This window comes from Halobacillus litoralis, from assembly GCF_004101865.1.
Taxonomy (GTDB): Bacteria; Bacillota; Bacilli; order Bacillales; family Halobacillaceae; genus Halobacillus; species Halobacillus litoralis_A.
This window is the reverse complement of record NZ_CP026118.1, coordinates 2,281,452-2,299,577: the sequence shown is the minus strand read 5'-3', so window position 1 is coordinate 2,299,577 and position 18,126 is coordinate 2,281,452. Positions and strand designations below refer to the sequence as shown.

At 41.2% G+C, this 18,126-nt stretch carries 21 protein-coding genes, 2 tRNA genes and 1 other annotated feature; of the genes, 17 read left to right on the top strand and 6 right to left on the bottom strand.

The features are described from left to right. Nucleotides 1-3: 3 nt before the first annotated feature. From HLI_RS11720 to HLI_RS11690, 7 genes are all read left to right on the top strand, one after another. A complete protein-coding gene (locus tag HLI_RS11720; protein ID WP_241655838.1) occupies nt 4-1,320 on the top strand; it encodes a serine hydrolase in 1,317 nt (438 codons plus the stop codon). Between the two features lie 120 nt (nt 1,321-1,440). Then, the gene (pdxS, locus tag HLI_RS11715; RefSeq protein WP_128525127.1) at nt 1,441-2,325 is read left to right on the top strand and encodes a pyridoxal 5'-phosphate synthase lyase subunit PdxS; all 885 of its coding nucleotides are present in this window, start codon (nt 1,441-1,443) and stop codon (nt 2,323-2,325) included. 18 nt (nt 2,326-2,343) lie between these two features. Next, complete coding sequence (pdxT, locus tag HLI_RS11710) at nt 2,344-2,934, top strand: pyridoxal 5'-phosphate synthase glutaminase subunit PdxT (protein ID WP_128525126.1); 591 nt, start codon at nt 2,344-2,346, stop codon at nt 2,932-2,934. Between the two features lie 38 nt (nt 2,935-2,972). After that, nucleotides 2,973-3,192: a binding site (T-box leader), on the top strand. Between the two features lie 47 nt (nt 3,193-3,239). After that, nucleotides 3,240-4,514 carry a serine--tRNA ligase gene (gene serS / locus HLI_RS11705; protein ID WP_128525125.1) on the top strand — a complete coding sequence of 425 codons (1,275 nt, stop codon included), beginning with the start codon at nt 3,240-3,242 and terminating at the stop codon, nt 4,512-4,514. A 297-nt stretch (nt 4,515-4,811) separates the two neighbouring features. Continuing rightward, nucleotides 4,812-4,904 (top strand) — tRNA-Ser (locus tag HLI_RS11700). Between the two features lie 634 nt (nt 4,905-5,538). After that, on the top strand, nt 5,539-6,150 hold the full coding sequence (locus HLI_RS11695; RefSeq protein ID WP_128525124.1) for an NAD(P)-dependent oxidoreductase: 612 nt from the start codon (nt 5,539-5,541) through the stop codon (nt 6,148-6,150). Between the two features lie 12 nt (nt 6,151-6,162). Beyond that, on the top strand, nt 6,163-6,618 hold the full coding sequence (locus tag HLI_RS11690) for an NUDIX hydrolase (RefSeq protein WP_128525123.1): 456 nt from the start codon (nt 6,163-6,165) through the stop codon (nt 6,616-6,618). A 34-nt stretch (nt 6,619-6,652) separates the two neighbouring features. On the opposite strand, the gene HLI_RS11685 is transcribed toward HLI_RS11690, so the two are convergent. Beyond that, nucleotides 6,653-7,336, bottom strand: a complete 684-nt coding sequence (locus HLI_RS11685) for a deoxynucleoside kinase (protein WP_128525122.1) — start codon at nt 7,334-7,336, stop codon at nt 6,653-6,655. Further along, a complete protein-coding gene (locus HLI_RS11680; RefSeq protein ID WP_128525121.1) occupies nt 7,333-7,974 on the bottom strand; it encodes a deoxynucleoside kinase in 642 nt (213 codons plus the stop codon). Before HLI_RS11680 ends, HLI_RS11685 begins: the two co-directional genes overlap by 4 nt. A gap of 207 nt (nt 7,975-8,181) precedes the next feature. Here HLI_RS11680 and HLI_RS11675 point away from each other — a divergent pair. Further along, nucleotides 8,182-8,254, top strand: a tRNA-Arg gene (locus HLI_RS11675). A 99-nt stretch (nt 8,255-8,353) separates the two neighbouring features. Here the strand turns inward: HLI_RS11675 and HLI_RS11670 are convergent. From HLI_RS11670 to HLI_RS11655, 4 genes are all read right to left on the bottom strand, one after another. Next, nucleotides 8,354-9,499, bottom strand: a complete 1,146-nt coding sequence (locus tag HLI_RS11670; protein WP_128525120.1) for a tyrosine-type recombinase/integrase — start codon at nt 9,497-9,499, stop codon at nt 8,354-8,356. 3 nt (nt 9,500-9,502) lie between these two features. After that, nucleotides 9,503-10,048 carry an ImmA/IrrE family metallo-endopeptidase gene (locus HLI_RS11665; protein WP_128525119.1) on the bottom strand — a complete coding sequence of 182 codons (546 nt, stop codon included), beginning with the start codon at nt 10,046-10,048 and terminating at the stop codon, nt 9,503-9,505. A 79-nt stretch (nt 10,049-10,127) separates the two neighbouring features. After that, nucleotides 10,128-11,426, bottom strand: coding sequence for a thermonuclease family protein (locus tag HLI_RS11660; RefSeq protein ID WP_241655837.1), 1,299 nt, complete (start codon nt 11,424-11,426; stop codon nt 10,128-10,130). 16 nt (nt 11,427-11,442) lie between these two features. Then, the gene (locus HLI_RS11655; protein ID WP_128525118.1) at nt 11,443-11,790 is read right to left on the bottom strand and encodes a helix-turn-helix domain-containing protein; all 348 of its coding nucleotides are present in this window, start codon (nt 11,788-11,790) and stop codon (nt 11,443-11,445) included. Nucleotides 11,791-11,967: 177 nt separating this feature from the next. On the opposite strand from HLI_RS11655, the gene HLI_RS11650 reads away from it, so the two are divergent. From HLI_RS11650 to HLI_RS11610, 9 genes are all read left to right on the top strand, one after another. Then, nucleotides 11,968-12,204, top strand: coding sequence for a helix-turn-helix transcriptional regulator (locus HLI_RS11650; RefSeq protein WP_128525117.1), 237 nt, complete (start codon nt 11,968-11,970; stop codon nt 12,202-12,204). Next, entirely contained in the window at nt 12,204-12,860 is a 657-nt protein-coding gene (locus tag HLI_RS11645; protein WP_128525116.1) for a Rha family transcriptional regulator, read from the top strand. Before HLI_RS11650 ends, HLI_RS11645 begins: the two co-directional genes overlap by 1 nt. After that, nucleotides 12,861-13,166, top strand: coding sequence for a DNA-binding protein (locus HLI_RS11640; protein ID WP_128525115.1), 306 nt, complete (start codon nt 12,861-12,863; stop codon nt 13,164-13,166). A 70-nt stretch (nt 13,167-13,236) separates the two neighbouring features. Continuing rightward, nucleotides 13,237-13,758 (top strand): helix-turn-helix domain-containing protein, encoded by a 522-nt coding sequence (locus tag HLI_RS11635; RefSeq protein ID WP_128525114.1) that lies wholly within the window; start codon nt 13,237-13,239, stop codon nt 13,756-13,758. After that, complete coding sequence (locus HLI_RS11630; RefSeq protein ID WP_128525113.1) at nt 13,755-14,027, top strand: hypothetical protein; 273 nt, start codon at nt 13,755-13,757, stop codon at nt 14,025-14,027. Before HLI_RS11635 ends, HLI_RS11630 begins: the two co-directional genes overlap by 4 nt. A gap of 232 nt (nt 14,028-14,259) precedes the next feature. Beyond that, a complete protein-coding gene (locus HLI_RS11625; RefSeq protein WP_128525112.1) occupies nt 14,260-14,457 on the top strand; it encodes a hypothetical protein in 198 nt (65 codons plus the stop codon). After that, entirely contained in the window at nt 14,423-16,423 is a 2,001-nt protein-coding gene (locus HLI_RS11620; protein WP_128525111.1) for an AAA family ATPase, read from the top strand. Before HLI_RS11625 ends, HLI_RS11620 begins: the two co-directional genes overlap by 35 nt. Continuing rightward, a complete protein-coding gene (locus HLI_RS11615; protein ID WP_431357367.1) occupies nt 16,424-17,359 on the top strand; it encodes a recombinase RecT in 936 nt (311 codons plus the stop codon). Continuing rightward, nucleotides 17,359-18,060 (top strand): MBL fold metallo-hydrolase, encoded by a 702-nt coding sequence (locus HLI_RS11610; protein ID WP_128525110.1) that lies wholly within the window; start codon nt 17,359-17,361, stop codon nt 18,058-18,060. Before HLI_RS11615 ends, HLI_RS11610 begins: the two co-directional genes overlap by 1 nt. Nucleotides 18,061-18,126: the final 66 nt, after the last annotated feature.

Below are 18,126 nucleotides of genomic sequence, written 5' to 3'. Positions count from 1 at the left end.
AAGTTGACACAAAGATTTAAAGCATCAATGGCCATAACGCTGGCATTGCTCCTAAGTTTGTTTGCGGTATCCACGAATCCTGGACATACATATGCAAGCACGGTTGAAGTAGGAGCAAAATCAGCGATTCTCGTCGATGCTGAAACAGGAAAGGTTATATTTGAGAAAGAGGCAGATTTGACTCTACCTCCTGCAAGTATGACAAAGATGATGACAGAGTACTTAGTTATGGAAGCTATAGAAGAAGGGACGATCAGTTGGGAAACCACTACAGAAATCGGTCCTTATGCTTATGAAATATCTGCGAACCCTGAATTTTCGGGTGTCGGTTTAAAAATGAATAAAGATTATACCGTTCGTGAGCTTTATGAAGCGATGGCAATCAATTCAGATAACGCCACGACGATCACACTTACAGAGTTAATTGCCGGCTCTGAGAGTGAATTTGTAAAAATGATGAATGAAAAAGCAGAAGAAATGGGTTTGCCGGACTATGAATTTGTCAATGCTACCGGATTGAATAATTCGCACTTGGGAGATAACTACCCAGAAGGGACAGAGCCTGATGCTACGAACATGCTTTCAGCTCGGTCTGCAGCACTTCTTGCTTATCATCTGATTAATGACTATCCAGAAGCTTTAGAGTTTTCCAGTCAGCCTACTGCTGAATTTGATGGTCAAACTATAACAAACTGGAACTGGATGATTCCAGGCATGCCAGGAAGTAATCTTGATCAATTCTCTTATGAAGGGATTGATGGATTGAAAACAGGTTACACCGAACTTGCTCAAAATACGTTTACAGGAACAGCTGAACGTGACGGTCAACGTTTCATTTCCGTGGTGATGAAGTCTGAATCAAGGGCTTCACGTTTCCAGCAAACCAGGAAACTTTTGGATTATGGATTCAACCAGTTTGAACATAAGGAACTTTACCCTGCAGCGCAACAACTCGAAGATCAATCCACTCTCCCCGTCACTAAAGGAAAAGAAGACAAAATATCCATTGAGACAAATGAAGCATTAAGCACACTTGTGAAAAAAGCAGAAGAAGATCAATATGAAATCGACTATTCGCTATCCGAAGAACAATTAGTCGCACCAGTAGAAAAGGGGCAGAAAGTAGGAACAGCCACGCTTGTCTACACTGGTGAAGAGAGCTATGGAAATATTTTACCGAATGGGAAACAGTCGGTAGATATCGTAACTACAGGAGCTGTCGAAAAATCCAATTGGTTTATGCTGATGCTAGGTGGAATCGGTGAGTTCTTCAGTGATATATTCACTGGCGCAGTAGATATGGTTAAAGGCTGGTTCTAACAAAAACTCAAATATATTTAGTAGGATTTAGTGGGGTAATGCGTTACAATAGAGTATAAGAATCTATCATTCGATTCACAAAAATACTTAAAATATATAGCTTTTAGGGAGGAATATATCATGTCACAAACAGGTACGGATCGCGTCAAACGTGGGATGGCAGAAATGCAAAAAGGTGGCGTCATCATGGACGTCGTAAATGCAGAACAAGCAAAAATAGCTGAAGAAGCAGGAGCTGTAGCCGTAATGGCTCTTGAACGTGTACCAGCGGATATCCGCGCTGCAGGTGGAGTTGCACGTATGGCAGATCCTACAATTGTAGAAGAAGTGATGAATGCTGTTTCCATTCCAGTCATGGCGAAAGCGCGTATCGGCCACATCAGCGAAGCACGCGTGCTTGAAGCGATGGGTGTAGATTATATCGATGAAAGTGAAGTTCTTACGCCTGCGGACGAAATATATCACATCAAAAAAGACGATTACACTGTTCCTTTCGTCTGTGGATGCCGTAACCTGGGAGAGGCGACACGCCGTATCCGTGAAGGTGCTTCAATGCTGCGAACAAAGGGAGAACCTGGAACGGGCAATATTGTAGAAGCTGTCAGTCACATGCGCCAGGTCCAATCTCATATTCGTCACCTGCGTGGCTTGTCAGAAGATGAAGTGATGGTATTTGCAAAAGAAAACGGTGCGCCATTCGATCTTCTTATGGAAATCCGTGAAGAAGGACGTCTGCCTGTCGTTAACTTTGCTGCTGGAGGAATTGCTACACCTGCTGATGCGTCCCTTATGATGCAATTGGGAGCAGATGGTGTATTCGTTGGATCTGGAATTTTCAAATCCAATAACCCGGAGAAGTTCGCCCGTGCTATTGTTGAAGCTACCACCCATTATGATGATTATAAATTGATTGGTGAACTGTCCAAAGGTCTGGGTACAGCGATGAAAGGGATGGAAATGTCCACTCTTACTCCTGAACAACGTATGCAGGACCGCAGCCAGTAAGAAAAGGAGATATGCATCATGACAACAATCGGTGTATTGGGACTTCAAGGAGCCTTCCGTGAGCATGTTCGTTCAGTAGAAGCGGCAGGTGCCACCGGCATCGTCGTCAAACGGAAAGAACAGCTTGGAGAAATTGATGGCCTGATTATCCCTGGAGGCGAGAGCACAACCATGCGTCGTCTCATTGACAAATATGATTTCCTGGAGCCGATTCGTCAGTTCGGTAAACAAGGAAAGCCGATATTTGGCACTTGTGCAGGACTTATTTTACTTGCTTCTGAGATTGATGGATCCTATGATGTACACCTCGGTGTCATGGATATCATTGTCCGTCGCAATGCCTTCGGTCGTCAGCGTGAAAGCTTTGAGGCTGAACTGAACATTGAGGGTGTAGCAGAAGATTTTAATGCAGTATTTATCCGTGCTCCTTATATTGAAGGTGTCGGTAAAAATACCCGAGTCTTAGCTAGATATGATGGTCATATTGTTGCCGCACAGCAAGATCAGTATTTAGCTTGTTCTTTCCATCCAGAATTGACGGATGACCATCGAATTACGGCTCATTTTGTCAAAATGGTGGAGAACTCTCTAAAAACACTTGCATTATAATTTTAAATCCGCTAATCTTATGTAACATAACAAGAATATTTAACGCGATGATAGGAATTAGTAGCATGTCCCTTTTTCTTAAGAGAGTCAGTGGCTGGTGGAAACTGATGAAAAAGCCGTGTGAATCCATCCTTGAGTGTCCAGCTGAAACACAGTAAGTTGGACCGGTGCTCACCGTTAGGAGTTAAGCCGGAAGGTCATCTGTACCTTCAACTTGGGTGGTATCGCGGGAAGTATAAAAAAACTCTCGTCCCTTTTCATAAGGGGCGGGAGTTTTTTATATTCAATTTTAGGAGGGAAAGTCCATGTTAGACATGAAGTACTTACGTCAGAATTTTGATGAAGTAAAAGGTAAATTGAAAAATCGCGGTGAAGATCTTTCTGATCTGGATGCATTTGGAGATCTTGACAGTAAACGCAGAGAATTGATTCAGGAATCAGAAGAGTTAAAAGCTCGCCGTAATGAAGTTTCTAAAGAAATCTCCCAGTTGAAAAAAGCGAAAAAAGATGCGGACGAAAAAATAAAAGAAATGAGAGAAGTCGGTGATCGAGTCAAAACGCTGGATACCGAACTGAAGGAAGTGGAAGAAAAATTAGAAACCTTGCTGCTATCAATACCGAATATCCCTCATGAGAGTGTACCTGTCGGTGGTGATGAAGAAGATAACGTTGAAGCAAGAAAAGTCGGAAATACCCCTTCTTTTGACTTTGAGACGAAACCACATTGGGATTTAGCGACAAACTTAGGGATTTTAGACTTTGAAAGAGCGGCAAAAGTGACAGGAAGCCGTTTCGTTTTCTATAAAGGTTTGGGTGCCCGTTTGGAGCGTGCATTGTTGAACTTCATGATGGATCTTCATGCAGATGAGCATGGCTATCAGGAAATGCTACCTCCTCAGTTGGTCAATCGTACAGCAATGACTGGTACGGGGCAGCTTCCTAAATTTGAGGAAGATGCCTTCAAAATTGAGGACTGGGAATACTTCCTCGTCCCGACGGCAGAAGTTCCCGTGACAAACTTTTACCGCGAAGAAATTTTGTCTGTCGAAGATCTTCCGCAAAAGTTTGTTGCCTTCAGTACAAACTTCCGGTCTGAGGCAGGTTCTGCCGGTCGTGATACAAGAGGACTGATCAGACAACACCAATTCAATAAAGTAGAGCTCGTCCAATTTGCTAAGCCTGAGGATTCCTATGATGTTTTAGAAGAATTGACGGGGCATGCTGAAAAAGTTCTGCAACAATTAGAACTTCCATACCGTGTCATGAGTATGTGTACAGGGGATTTAGGTTTTACAGCAGCAAAAAAATACGATATTGAAGTATGGATCCCGAGCCAGGAGACTTACAGGGAAATCAGTTCTTGTTCAAACTTCGAAGATTTTCAAGCACGTCGTGCAGGCGTCCGTTTCCGTCGTGAAGATAAAGGAAAGCCGGAATTTGTACACACATTGAATGGCTCCGGTTTAGCGATTGGCCGTACAGTAGCTGCAATTCTCGAAAATTATCAACAATCAGATGGATCTGTAGCCGTTCCGAAAGCGTTACAGCCTTATATGGGCGGGAAAGAAATAATCAAATAATATAGAGCAAAGCCGTGTTTGATTTCCAAACACGGCTTTGTTTTCGCTTTTATACCTAGCCTCTCAAGGTCTTAAGCCCCTCTTTAATGTTTTCACGTTAAGGATGGACTTAAGTTTGGCGGCTTGCCTGGGTGCCTGTTTTGTCCTAAGTCGTGGTATTGACTTCGGATTGGAGCCTTTGTATAATAACGGAGGAAACCGGAACCTATCGCATAATTCGACAGTTTTTCAAAAAAATCATTGAATTTTATTGACGGTAGAAGATGGCCATGATATTATATTTATTGTCGGTCACACGGAGGAGTACCCAAGTTTGGCTGAAGGGAGCGGTCTTGAAAACCGCCAGGGGGTTTACGCCCCGCGGGGGTTCGAATCCCTCCTCCTCCGCCATTTTATTATCAACAATAGCGCATAATATTGGAGATTTATAGAACAAAAATCGTTACATTGTGTAACGATTTTTTTTATTGTCTTCTATACCACAAACGCCTCCCTATCTGTAAGAGCGGTTTCGTTGCTATTGCTTGGATAAATGGGGTCTTGGAAAATGGCTCGGTTTCCGCGGGGAAGACGGCAAGCCTCCTCGAGCTAAAGCTCTGCGGGGTCTTGCCAGTCTATCCTTTCCCGCAGGAGTCTCACCATTTCCAAGACCCAATTCCCATGATTAGAGGCACGAAACCATCTTTCTAAATCATAAGGAAGACTACTGGAAAAGGCTCTACCATGGGTATTTGAGCATTATCTCCACCTTCCCGGCCAGGACTAGTTTTGACCGATTACAAAGAAGCATATATCGCAAGGGGCGTTGGGGAACGGGGAGACTCCCGCGGAAAGCGACTCGTTCCCCAATGCCCCTTTCTCCACACAATATCTTGGAAACAAGTCTTCCAGTATCCTGCACGTTTGTTGAATAAATTTATCATTTAATATTAAGATAAATCACCTTTTTTCGAATGGGAGACACTGGATCGGAATTGCCGTTATAATAGAGGAGATTGATGACATAAGAAGGGAAGGGATTTGTGTGAATATCATTGTATTCGGAGCAACGGGAGCAACAGGAATAGAATTTGTAACACAAGCTTTACAATCAGGGCATTCTGTTACCGCTTTTGCACGAACACCCGAGAAGCTCGGGATCTTACATAATAATCTGGCCGTCATTCAGGGAGATGCTCTTCATGAAGATGAAGTAGTGGCAGCCATTGAAGGTCATAAGGTAGTCGTATCCTGCTTAGGAACTGAAGGTTTGAAACCATCTACAGTGTTTGAAGAAATGACAGATAATATCTTAAGCGGAATGCAAAAACACGGACTGAAACGTATTTTATATGTGGCTTCTGCTGGAATTTATAATGAGATCCCTGGTGTCTTGGGATGGATGTCCCAGCGTATTTTAAAAAATGTGCTAGCAGACCATAGAAAAGCTGTGAATCTGATTTTGGCTGCAAATATGGAATACACGATTGCACGACCTATGCGCTTGAATGATGGGCATCTTAAGGGACAATACCGTATGTCAGAGGGATTGCCCAACGGTGGAAAAGAGATCAACAGGAAAGATGTCGCACACTTTCTCCTCGCATCGTTGCAAAATGAGTCTAGGATCAAGAAAACAGTGGGCTTAGCCTATTAACAGGAGGTACATATGGGGTATGTGGAGGATTTACGGGCAATTGTAGGCCATAGACCGCTCATATTTGTAGGAGCTGTGGTGATTATCAGCGATGAAGAGGGAAAGGTACTGCTTCAACAACGAACTTCCCCTTATGGAGCATGGGGGCTCCCGGGTGGCCTTATGGAGCTAGGGGAAAGTACGGAAGAGGTAGCTGAGCGTGAGGTTTATGAAGAAACAGGGCTGAAAGTAGAAAATCTTCAATTGATGAATGTGTACTCAGGGGAAAATCAGTTTATAAAGGCAGCTAACGGTGATGAGTTTTATGTAGTCACTACTGTCTATTATACGAAAGAGTTCCATGGTGATTATCAAATGGACCCTGATGAATCTTTACAATTTCAGTTTATCCACCCTGACTATTTCCCGGAACAGGTGATTAGGAGCCACCGGGAGATGCTGAAAGAGTTTCAACAGAAACATTCATGATAAAAGGCTGCAGCATCTGCTGCAGCCTTTACAATTAAGTCAGCAAATGACTAGAACGCCATTTGCGTGATTGTTGGATGAAATGTCCGACTTTTTCCAAAACCGGCTCAATACTGGATTTGTCATTTAAAACGTCATAATCAGCGATATTCAGGCGAAGCACAGGGCAGGAATTGAAATTATCAATCCAATTTTCGTAACGTTTGAACATTTCCTCCCAATATTCGACAGGGGTTTCTTGTTCCATCGGACGGCCTCGTTCCTGAATACGTGTTAGGATATCATCGAACGATCCTTCCAGATAAATCAATAGATCTGGATGGGGGAAATAAGGGGTCATCACCATAGCGTCGAAAAGGTTGCGGTAGGTCACATAATCCGTTTCCGACATTGTCCCTTTCTCATAGTGCATACGAGCAAAGATCCCTGTATCTTCATAGATCGACCGGTCCTGGATGAAGCCGCCGCCATATTCAAAGATTTTCTTTTGTTCCTTGAAACGTTCAGCTAAGAAATAAATTTGCAGGTGAAAACTCCAACGTTCAAAATCTTGATAAAATTTATCGAGGTAAGGGTTGGTCTCCACTTTTTCGAAGGACGTCCGGAAGTTCAGGGCATCTGCGAGAGCGTTCGTCATCGTCGATTTACCGACTCCGACAGTCCCTGCGATCGTTATGACACTGTCATGTGGTATACCATAGCGTTCACGTGCGTTCATTTGATAACTTCTCCTTTATTTAAATGCTGCGCCACTTGCTCAACAATATAATTAAGATCGTCTTGATGCTTTACAAAATCAATATGATCTCCATTCAAACGGATGACTGGAATATCAGGATGAGTCGCTTCGAAATGACTCATGAAAGCTTCGTAGTCTCTGGAAAGCTGTTCCAGATAAGAAGGCTGGATATTAGCTTCTACATCACGGTTGCGCATACGAATACGTTCAAGCAGGGTATCTAAACTCGCATGAAGATAGACGACCATATTCGGTTTAGGCATATCATGTGTTAATATATCAAAAATTTGCGAGTACTTATCAAATTGATCCTCCCGCAAAGTACGGCGGGCAAAGATCATGTTTTTCGAAATATGATAGTCAGCGACAACAGGTTTCCCAAACTGTAAATATTTTCGGTCAATGTCTTCTAATTGTTTCACACGGTTACATAAGAAGAACATTTCTGTCTGGAAGCTCCATTCCCCGATATTATCGTAAAATTTGCCTAAAAACGGATTCTCCTCAACGATTTCCTTTAGTAAATGAAAACCAAACTGGGAGGCGAGCTTTTTAGACAGAGACGTTTTCCCAACCCCAATGGGCCCTTCAACGGATATGAAAGGTAGATCTCCCATCTCTTTTCCTCCTTCAAACTCAAATCAGAAAGCATCAGTGACGTTATCTTTGGTCACTGCGGATACAACAAAATACGATTCATTTTGACAGACAAATAACATTTTACCATATAGATTCCTCGGAAGTAACAGGAGAGGAAGATTTTTAAGTAGCATTTCCTTTTCAATTCTTGGTATGTTTTGTATAATATTATACGTACGTTTCTTGCCCCCGTAGCTCAGGGGATAGAGCATCGGTTTCCTAAACCGTGTGTCGCAGGTTCGAATCCTGCCGGGGGCGCTATATAAAAGCTTTGGGGCTCAAGGGATTTACCCTATACACCCCAATAGTAGATTGGCTCGTTTTGAATGCTTTGGCTGAAATTTGGCTAAATGGCATTTAAAGCGAGTCATTTTTCGTTTTTGCATGACCGAATATCTTCTCTCCAAAGTCAGTGGCTGCTTCCTTCTGGATGTTTGGCATAACATGAGAATATAAGTCCAAGGTCACAGTGATTGATGAATGGCCTAAACGTTCCTGGACAACTTTGGGGTGAACCCCCATCTTCAATAAAAGAGTTGCGTGAGTATGTCTCATATCATGAAAGCGAATCGTTTTAACTGCTGACTCTTCCAGAGACTTCATCCAATAGCGTTGAATGTTATGTGGATTAAAATGCGTGCCATTGCTGGTGGCAAAAACTAAGTCCGCATCTTTGTAACTCTGACGATTGCTCATTTTGTATGCCATTTGCTCTCTCTTATGTTTTTTCAATGCTTCATTAACGTGATCGAATAGTGAGATCGTGCGCTCGGCGTGTTTTGTTTTCACCTTCCCAATCTCATACCCTCCACCTTTTTTCTTTCTTATAGCCTGGGTTACGGCCAACATGTTATTCGTAAAGTCGATATTGTTCCAGGTCAGCCCCAGCAATTCCCCTTTACGCATTCCGGTAGAAAGTGATAATAAATAAAACGTGTAGAGTCGGTGCTCTTTGTTTTCTTCTAGAAAAGTCTCAATGTCTACCTCATCCCATGTTTGCATCATTCGTTTTTCAGGGGCAGGTGGAGTTGCACCTAAGCACGGGTTTTTGGCTACGTACTCCCACTTGATTGCTGTGTTATAAGCATTGTGTAAAACACGGTGCATGTGCTTAATAGATTGATTGGTAAGGAGTTCTTCTTCTACATAATAATCATAGAGCTGCTGGATGTGAGAAGGCTTGAGCTTGCCTATTTCCACATGACCAAGATAAGGGATTAGGTGTTTGTTGATATAAGGTCGGTAATGAGACATAGTCCCTTCTGTGACATGTTTGCCTTTATGATTTAGCCACTCCTTCAAAAAATCTCCTAGCGTTATATCCTGATCCACCAGGTAAGTCCCTTGTTTCACCTCCAATTCGATCCGTTTCTTTTCTTGTCTGGCTTGAGTTTTAGAGGTATATCCACTGAATCGCTTTTGAATATACCTCCCAGTGACTGGGTCCTTTCCCATGCTTGCCCGAAAACCGTATCCATCGGCGGTTTTATAAATGTCTGCCATCGGTTATACCTCCTCACTTGTACCATAATTCATAAGGTTGCAATATGTTGGTACAGATTTACGGAATCGATCGTAGCTTTCAGCACTTAGTACTTGATTTTCAAAATGATGAAGTCTTCTTAAAGCGAAATTAGGTGGGACCCCAAACGTTTCTGCAACGATATATGCTGCATCAACAATATTAAATGGTAATTTCATTTTTATAAGCATAAACGTAGGAACGGCCATGTGCATGGCAAAGTTACGAGCTTTCGCTTCTTGGTAATCAACAAACGACTTAGGTAATCTCATCTGATCTCCAAAGTGTGTTGTTGCGTGGCAAAACTCATGGCAAAAATCCACCCACTGTTTTTCTATAGACAACCTTGAATCAATAAATATATGAACCTGTCCATCGTAATATGAGACGACACTTGAATCATCAATATAGTGGAGTTTAATCTTCGCTCTTTTTGCTAATCGCTCCATTGTAAGCTGATTTGGAACAAGAACGCACATTGAAAAAAGAAGATCCTTTATATAGCTTTCTAATAGTGTGTATTGATACATGTGAACACCCTTTCATGTTTTATTAGAACGTATGTTCGGTTTACGGGTGAAAATAAAGACCCTTTGAAAGGGTCAATACTTATAAGCTTTCACAAACTAAGCCATCCCCGTCTGAACCATCTAATTGATGCGGGTCTTTTTCAGGACCGCCAGCTGCTTCAAAAAAGGCTTGCGCTGATTCTTGTGAGCTGAAATCGCCACAATTTCTATCAGGACCATTAGGATCGAATTCTAAATCACCAGCCGTAGGGACTGTGGATTGAGGGACTTTCTTTTTCTGAAGAAATCCATCTTTTGTAACGTATCCTTCTTCACTCCATATACGAAGGTTTTGCGATTTTGCAGAGGCTTCAGCAGCTTGAAATTCTTCTGCGTGAGTATATGGAGGGTCGTAAACATAAGCGTATCGAGCATATCCGCCTTCTAGTAACATTTTATTGAAAGTAGTTCCATCAATCCAAATGTAAGCAAGCAGTCTTCCGTACTTATCTGTTTTAGGACCATCGTATTCTATGTGGACTTCTTCTCCACTCAAAGTATCTTTCGCAAATTTACTTGCTTCTGGCCCGTAGTCTTGTACAGGTAGGTTTGGATGCTTTGTTTCCGGGGTGTCCACCAGAAGCAAGCGAACACCTTGTTCCTCTCCATCAATATTCACTTCAATGGTATCCCCATCAACAATTCGTGTAACCGTAGCTTCTTCACTATCCTCAGGGAATGAGGCTTCCTCTTTAATGTTATTTGTTGAATCACTTTTGGAATCATCTGAGGCGTTAGTTGTGTTTGAGGGTGTGTTTTTATTGTTGTTTTCTTGAAGTTTGTTATCAGTTTCAGTTGATTCAACATCACCATAACTTTTGGCTACGCTTTGTGTAGAATCGTTCTTGTCTTCAGATTGCCCAAAAAATAGACCAATTAATAGGATAGCTGTAACTATGTATGTCGATATAACAGTAGCCTTTTTCCAAAGCTTGTTCGACCTAAAGCCAAGAAATTTTCTTGAAAAAGGTCTTTCGATTTTAGTGACACTAACTCCAGATTTGTCTTGAACCATTCGAGCAAATCCTTTTGCATCTCCATTGATAACATAAGTTTTCTCATTTAATTGTAAATGAGCTTTTAGTAGATAGTAGTCAACGGTGCTCTCAACCATGTCTTCCCAGAGGGTATAGTCTATCAATTCAACATATTTATAGTCACTGGAAAGATCGGAATCTTTAAGGTTGTACACAAAAACCCCCGTATTTGTAGCTGCAACCCATCCACTCTTTAAAGTCTGCCCAACTACCCCTCCATGATCTAACATATACACTTGATCATGCTCTATACTCAGTTCTCTTGATACAACATCTAGGTCTTTTTCTTTGTTATCCCCCATATCAAAACCCCTTAAATCAGTTGTTCTTATCTTGTTTAATAATTTCCCACATTTTCCTTAACTTTTGCAAATCTTCTTCTTTTGATTTCGGCAGTTCCTTGTACCACTTTTGTAAATCTGGATTGTTCGCAAAAGCATTGAACTCCTCTTCTTCTGTTTTATTCGGGTCCTCAGACCTGCCAAGTAGATAGTCAGTAGTTACCCCGAAAAAATCAGCTAACTCCCTCAAGTTTTCAGTATCAGGAGATCTATCACCGCTTTCGTAGCCTGAAATGGAAACCTTGGAGACATGTATGATTTTTCCTAATTCAGCCTGAGTTAACTTTTTCTCTCTTCTCAATTCTTTTAACCTGTTGCCGTCCATAGTAGGTCTACCCCTTTTTATATAACTTCCTGTAGATGATTTTATTATAAGTTAACTCATAGTTAATTTGAACCTAGTTAACTAATTAGGAATTTTTTTGTCTAAAACACTTGAAAGTTAACATCAAGTTAATTACACTATAGTTAACCTCAAGTTAACCGAAGGGAGGGAAGCCATATGGCGCTTGAGAAATTAAAAGAAATTCGCACCAATGAAAAAATGACTTACCAACAAGTTGCCGATCAAGTCAAAATATCCAAGGAATACTATTGGATGATTGAGAACGGCAAGCGCCGACTAACCTACGAGTTAGCTGTAAAGATAGCAAAAGTGTTCAAATCTAGTCCTGATTATATTTTTTTAGATAGCGAGTTAACTAGAGGTGAACAAAATAGATCTCGGGAGGTCATCTAATGAATCAATTAGTCTTTATAGAAAACAACAAACCAGTTACAGATAGCCTAATCGTGGCTGAATCATTCGGAAAAGAACATGCCCGAGTAATGAGGGATATTAGAGAACTTGATTGCAGTGAAGAGTTTCGGGTCGGCAATTTTGCCGAGTCAACATACATCAATAGTCAAGAACGTGAGTATCCAAAGTATTTCATGTCAGAGCAAGGGTTCACATTTTTGGTTATGGGATACACCGGAACGAATGCTACAAGATTCAAAGAACAATACATCAAAGAATTTCATGAGATGAGAGAGAAAGTACAAAACAACGTTCACGTATTAGATGAAAAACAATCTATTATTCAATCTATGAAATTAACGATTAAAACTTCTGAAAGGCAAGATCAAATGGATGAAAAATTACATCAAATAGAAACAAAAGTTGACCAACAAATCACTCTTGATTATGGAGAACAACGTCGTTTACAAAAAGGTGTTGCGCGACGAGTGTATGAGTTTACTAACGATAAGAGAGAAGCTAGCCGGTTATTCCGTGAAGCTTACAGAGAAATTAAAGATCGGTTTGGAGTTGCCAGTTATAAAGACGTAAAACGGAAGGACCTCCAATCGGCCATTAACTATATTGAAAACTGGTTACCAAGGCAGGTGAGTTAAATGTTGAAAGTCACACTTGATACGGATCAACTTCAACAAATGATAAATGATGCTGTTGATCAAGCGATAGAACGCCATGCTCTGAAAGAAAAGTTACCACCTGTTCTTACCAAAACAGAATTTCAGGAATTGATGGGCATTAGTCACGCAAAAGCTTCACAACTGATTAACAGCGCTAATTTTCCAGTTACTCGGGATATGGGTCATCCGAAAATCAATACGGCCCAATTACTCTTATGGCTAGACGAACATACAGATTGGTCGCCAAAAGACATTAAGTCTAGCAAAAAATTATCTATCGTTTAACTCAACTTAAGAATAGCACCTGTAAAACCAAATTATGGTACCTGATTCGGTACAAAAGGAGTGGATGAAATTGAAGGAAAGTAAAGCTGCAAGAATGTTGAAAGAGGGCAGGGTCCAGAGTGGCAAGACTCAACAACAATTATCCATGGACATGTTTCAATCCAGAGAGTATGTAGCCAAGCAGGAGAATGGTGAACGCAAAATACCACCTTCCACTCTGCAGCACTTCACAAAAACGTATAACAATCCATGGTTGGCATTGGAAGCATCTAAAGAATACACAGGGTGGGGAGTTACTAAGTTGGACGGCCCAGCCGTAGACCTTCACCGATCAGCAGTAAGAGAGAAAGCGATGGAAGAGTTAAGAGAGGCTCTGGAAGCGATGGAAAAGGTTCATCTAACCAGGAACCCATCCTTTGCTCAGTCATTCGAAATACAGGACATTGAGCGATCTGCCCTTGAACATATCGATGTCATAGGAGCATCCATCACTTATGTAGCTACCCTCTGTGAGGAATATGGATTGAGCTGGACGGAGCTTTGGAAGAATCACGAACGAAAACTTCAATCGAAAGGATACATGATGTCATGAATAACTTGGACAACTATCTACCGAAGGACGCTGGAAGGGCAGCGAATGAGTTGCGTTGTTTATATGACTTAAGGAAAAGGCAGGATGAAGCCATTGCTCAGGGGAATTTCGATCAAGCACTTTTTATAGGAAATAACATCACATATTCGTTAGAACAGCTCGGCTTTTTGAGAGAAAGAAAGCTAAACCAGGAGAAGCTTAAAAAGGTTGTCATTGAACTAGAGGATCAAGGCATTCTTGTAGCGATTGTGAAGAAAGCACATGAATAGGCCACTTACAAAACTGGATGTAGCCTTCTTGATAATGTTTGTGATTGCTTTTGGATTTCTATATTACGCCATGTGTACGAGTGGTTAGGAGGGATTAGATGAACAAGAAATGGAAGTTGAAACACAAAAATAGCCACCTGGATGGCCGTCCAGATGACTATAACAAGCTCTTAAATATAAATAACTAATAACTATTATGCCCTAAATCTAAGAAAACGACAAGGAGGGCCTTATGAATTTCTATGCTGAGCAGTTACGTACGGGACGGAACGACGTTCCTGTGGAAGTCAGATACGCAATCTTATGTCAGATGATTGCGAATGATCCAGAAGACACTAAAGAAGATTTGGTCGCCTTAACAAATGAATATAAAAACCTGAAAGGAAGTGTTGGTATTGAGAAATCTAAAACTGAATTTACTATCGCTTAGAAACTTCAAGGGTGTGACTCAATTTGTTGTAAATCCTAATGGAGAAGATGTGAAAATTTTTGGAGATAACGCCACCGGAAAGACAACATTGTTCGATGCTTTCACTTGGTTACTGTTTGGAAAGGATAGTCAGAACAAGAAAGACTTCTCTATCAAAAACCTCGATGAAGAAGGTAAGGAGATTCACAACCTGGAGCATGAAGTTGAAGCTGTTTTCCAGCTTAATGGAAAAGAATTGAAACTTCGTAAAGTTTATTACGAGAAGTGGACAAAGAAACGAGGATCAGCAAGAAAAGATTTCACCGGACATACGACAGATTATTTCATTGATGAAGTTCCCTCTAAAAAGAGTGATTTTGAAGCAAGAGTGTTGGGGATTGTCGGCGCTAAGAAGAAAGAAGAGGCAGAGGAAACATTTAAATTGCTTACTAATCCAGGTTACTTCAATGAACAAATGCATTGGACCAAACGTCGCGAAATCCTCTTAAAGATTGCTGGAAGAGTTAGTGATAAAGAGGTTGTTAAAAGCAATCCCAAGCTTGAGACATTACTAGAAATTCTAGATGGTCGAAGCATTGAAGATCACAAGAAAGTCATTGCAGCTAAACGAAAAGAAATCAACCAGGAACTTGAACGCATTCCTGTTCGAATCGATGAAGTAAACCGTTCCAAACCCGATGTAAGTGAACTGAATCGCCAGGATTTAAACGATGAACTCACTTATATCCAATCACAAATTGACGAAAAGCAAGAAGAAATCAATCGCATTAAGAATGGTAGCCAAGTAAGTGAAAAGCAAACACAGTCTCGTGAGATTGAAGGCCAGCTGCTTGAAATCAAAAACAAACAAGCTGACCTGAACCACAACAAAACGAGTGGTAAACGAAATGAATTTAATTCTCTTGCCCGAGAGATCGATGACGTTCAGCGAGAGATCGACCAAACGCAATACAAAATGAAGAATAACCAAGCGCAGAAAACAAAATTAGAAAATGAAATGGAAGCTCTTCGTGATGAATATACCGCAGAAAATGCTATGGGATTTGAATCTAAACATGAAGAAAACTGCCCAACATGTGGTCAGTCACTACCAGAAGAACAAATCAAAGAAGCTCATGAAAATGCTAAAGCTGATTTCAATAAGAAGAAAGCGAATAAGCTTGAATCCATCAACAAAGAAGGTCGGCAGAAGAAAGAACAAGTCGCATCCTTGGAGGACGAAAACAAAACTCTCTCTTCTACCTTAGAGGATTTGAAAACGAAGCTTCAGACCAAACAAGAAGAGATGGAGAAAGTGAAGCAAGAGCTTCAGAAGCTTGAGTCAAACACCACCGACTATCAGGAGCTTCCAGAGTACAAGGCGAAGTTAGAAGAAAAGCAAGCTGTTGATCAAGAGATTGAGCAGTTAAGAAGCAATGTTCAAGAGTCGGTCAGTGTCGCTCAGTCGGAGCTTGAGGCCCTTCGACAAGAAAAGAGCGCTATTGATCAAGACCTAGCGAAATTTGTTCAGATTGAATCTAGTAACAAGCGAGTAAAAGAACTGGAGGCTGAACAGGAGAAGCTTGGTGAAGAATACGAGCAATTAGAAGAGCAGCTATATCTAACCGAAGAATTCATTCGATCTAAAGTGAATCTATTAACAAGCAAAATCAATGAGAGATTCGACCAGGCGAACTTCAAGTTATTCAAGGAGAACATCAACGGTGGTCTTGAGGAAACGTGTGAAACATTATTTGATGGCGTTCCTTACAGTTCCGGATTAAATAACGCAGCAAGAATCAATGTCGGTTTAGACATCATCAATACGTTGTCTGATCATTACGGAATCCAAGTTCCAATCTTCATTGATAATGCGGAAGCTGTCACTGATCTAATTAACCTAGACAGCCAGATGATCAGCTTAGTGGTAAGTGAGCCAGATAAGAATTTGAGAGTCGAATATGCAGAAGAAATGGAGTTGGTGTAATTGAGTAAAAACAAACAAGAACTAGCAATGATTAAGAAAGATACGGTCGATGTGGTAGCTGGTAAAGTCAAACAATTTCAAGAGAAGGGAGAGCTTCACTTTCCTACCAACTATAGTCCGGAAAACGCTATGAAGAGTGCTTGGCTTAAGCTGCAAGAAATAAAGACCGGTAAACAGGACGGATATCGACCAGTTTTAGAAGTGTGTAGCAAAGATAGTGTGGCCAATAGCTTACTCAACATGGTCGTCCAAGGATTAAACCCTGCCAAAAACCAAGGTTATTTTATCGCTTATGGTCATTCTCTTACATTTCAACGGTCTTACTTTGGGACCATGGCCGTAACCAAACGAGTAACAGGGGCTCAGAGCATTGATGCAAATGTCATTTATAAGGGTGACGAAGTTGATTATGAAATGAAACATGGAAAAATCACAAATCTAACCCACAAACAAAAATTTGGAAATATCGACAAAGAAAAAATTGATGGAGCTTATGCAGTAATCGTTTTGCCAAATGATCAAGTTTATTACGAACTAATGACTATGGACGAAATCAGGCAGGCTTGGAGCAAGTCTCAAATGTGGGGCAAAGATCAGAAGGAAGAGAAAAAAGGTAGCACTCATGATGAATTCAAACAGGAGATGGCAAAGAAAACCGTCATTAACCGTGCTTGTAAGAAGTTTATTAATTCTAGTGATGATGGCAGTCTTGTCATTGATCACTTCAATCAAACGGATGAATCAGCGGAAGAAGCTCAAGTAGAAGAAGAAATCAGCAACAATGCTAATGGGGACGTGATTGATATTGAATACAACGAACCCGAACCGGAGCAAGAACCAGAACAACCTTCCGATCAACCAGACGATGATTTAGAACAAGCAGCTATGGACTTTGAACAGAAAGAAGCTCAAACGACGAATGGACCGTCATTCTAATGATTGAAGTTAAAGCCCTCGCTTCATCCAGTAAGGGGAACTGCTATCACATAACAGATGGCAAAACCCCCTTGCTCCTTGAAGCAGGAATTAAATTCAAAGAGATACAGAGGAAATTAGATTTTCAGACTTCGAAAATAAAAGCTTGCCTGATTACTCACGAACACAAGGATCATTGCGCTGGAGTCCCGGACATGCTCAAGAACGGAAAGAACTGCTACATGTCAAAGGGAACGGCAGAGGCAATCGGTATTGAGGGACACCGAGTAAAGACTATCAACGCAAAAGAATCATTCACCGTTGGAACCTGGACCATTTTACCTTTTGAGGTTGAACATGATGTAGCTGAACCATTAGGCTTTCTGCTTGCGAATGAGGACGGAGACAAGCTCCTATTCGCTACAGATACCTATTACATTCGCTACAAGTTCAAAGGCCTCACACATATCCTCTGTGAGTGTAATTACAGCCTAGACATACTTAACAAGAATATTGCAGATGGTCGAATTCCAAAGATGATGAAAAAGAGATTACTACGTTCGCACTTCAGTTTAAAAAACGTTAAAGAGTTCCTGGAGGCGAATGATCTACAGAAAGTTAGAGAGATATGGTTGCTCCATTTGAGCGACAACAATAGCGACGAGAGACGATTTAAAGATGAGATACAAGCATTGACCGGAAAGCCCGTGTACGTCCCATGAGTAGACTGAACAAACGTAAAATCGCTATCCCTTACTGCTATGTATGGATGGTTGAAGAATCCAAGG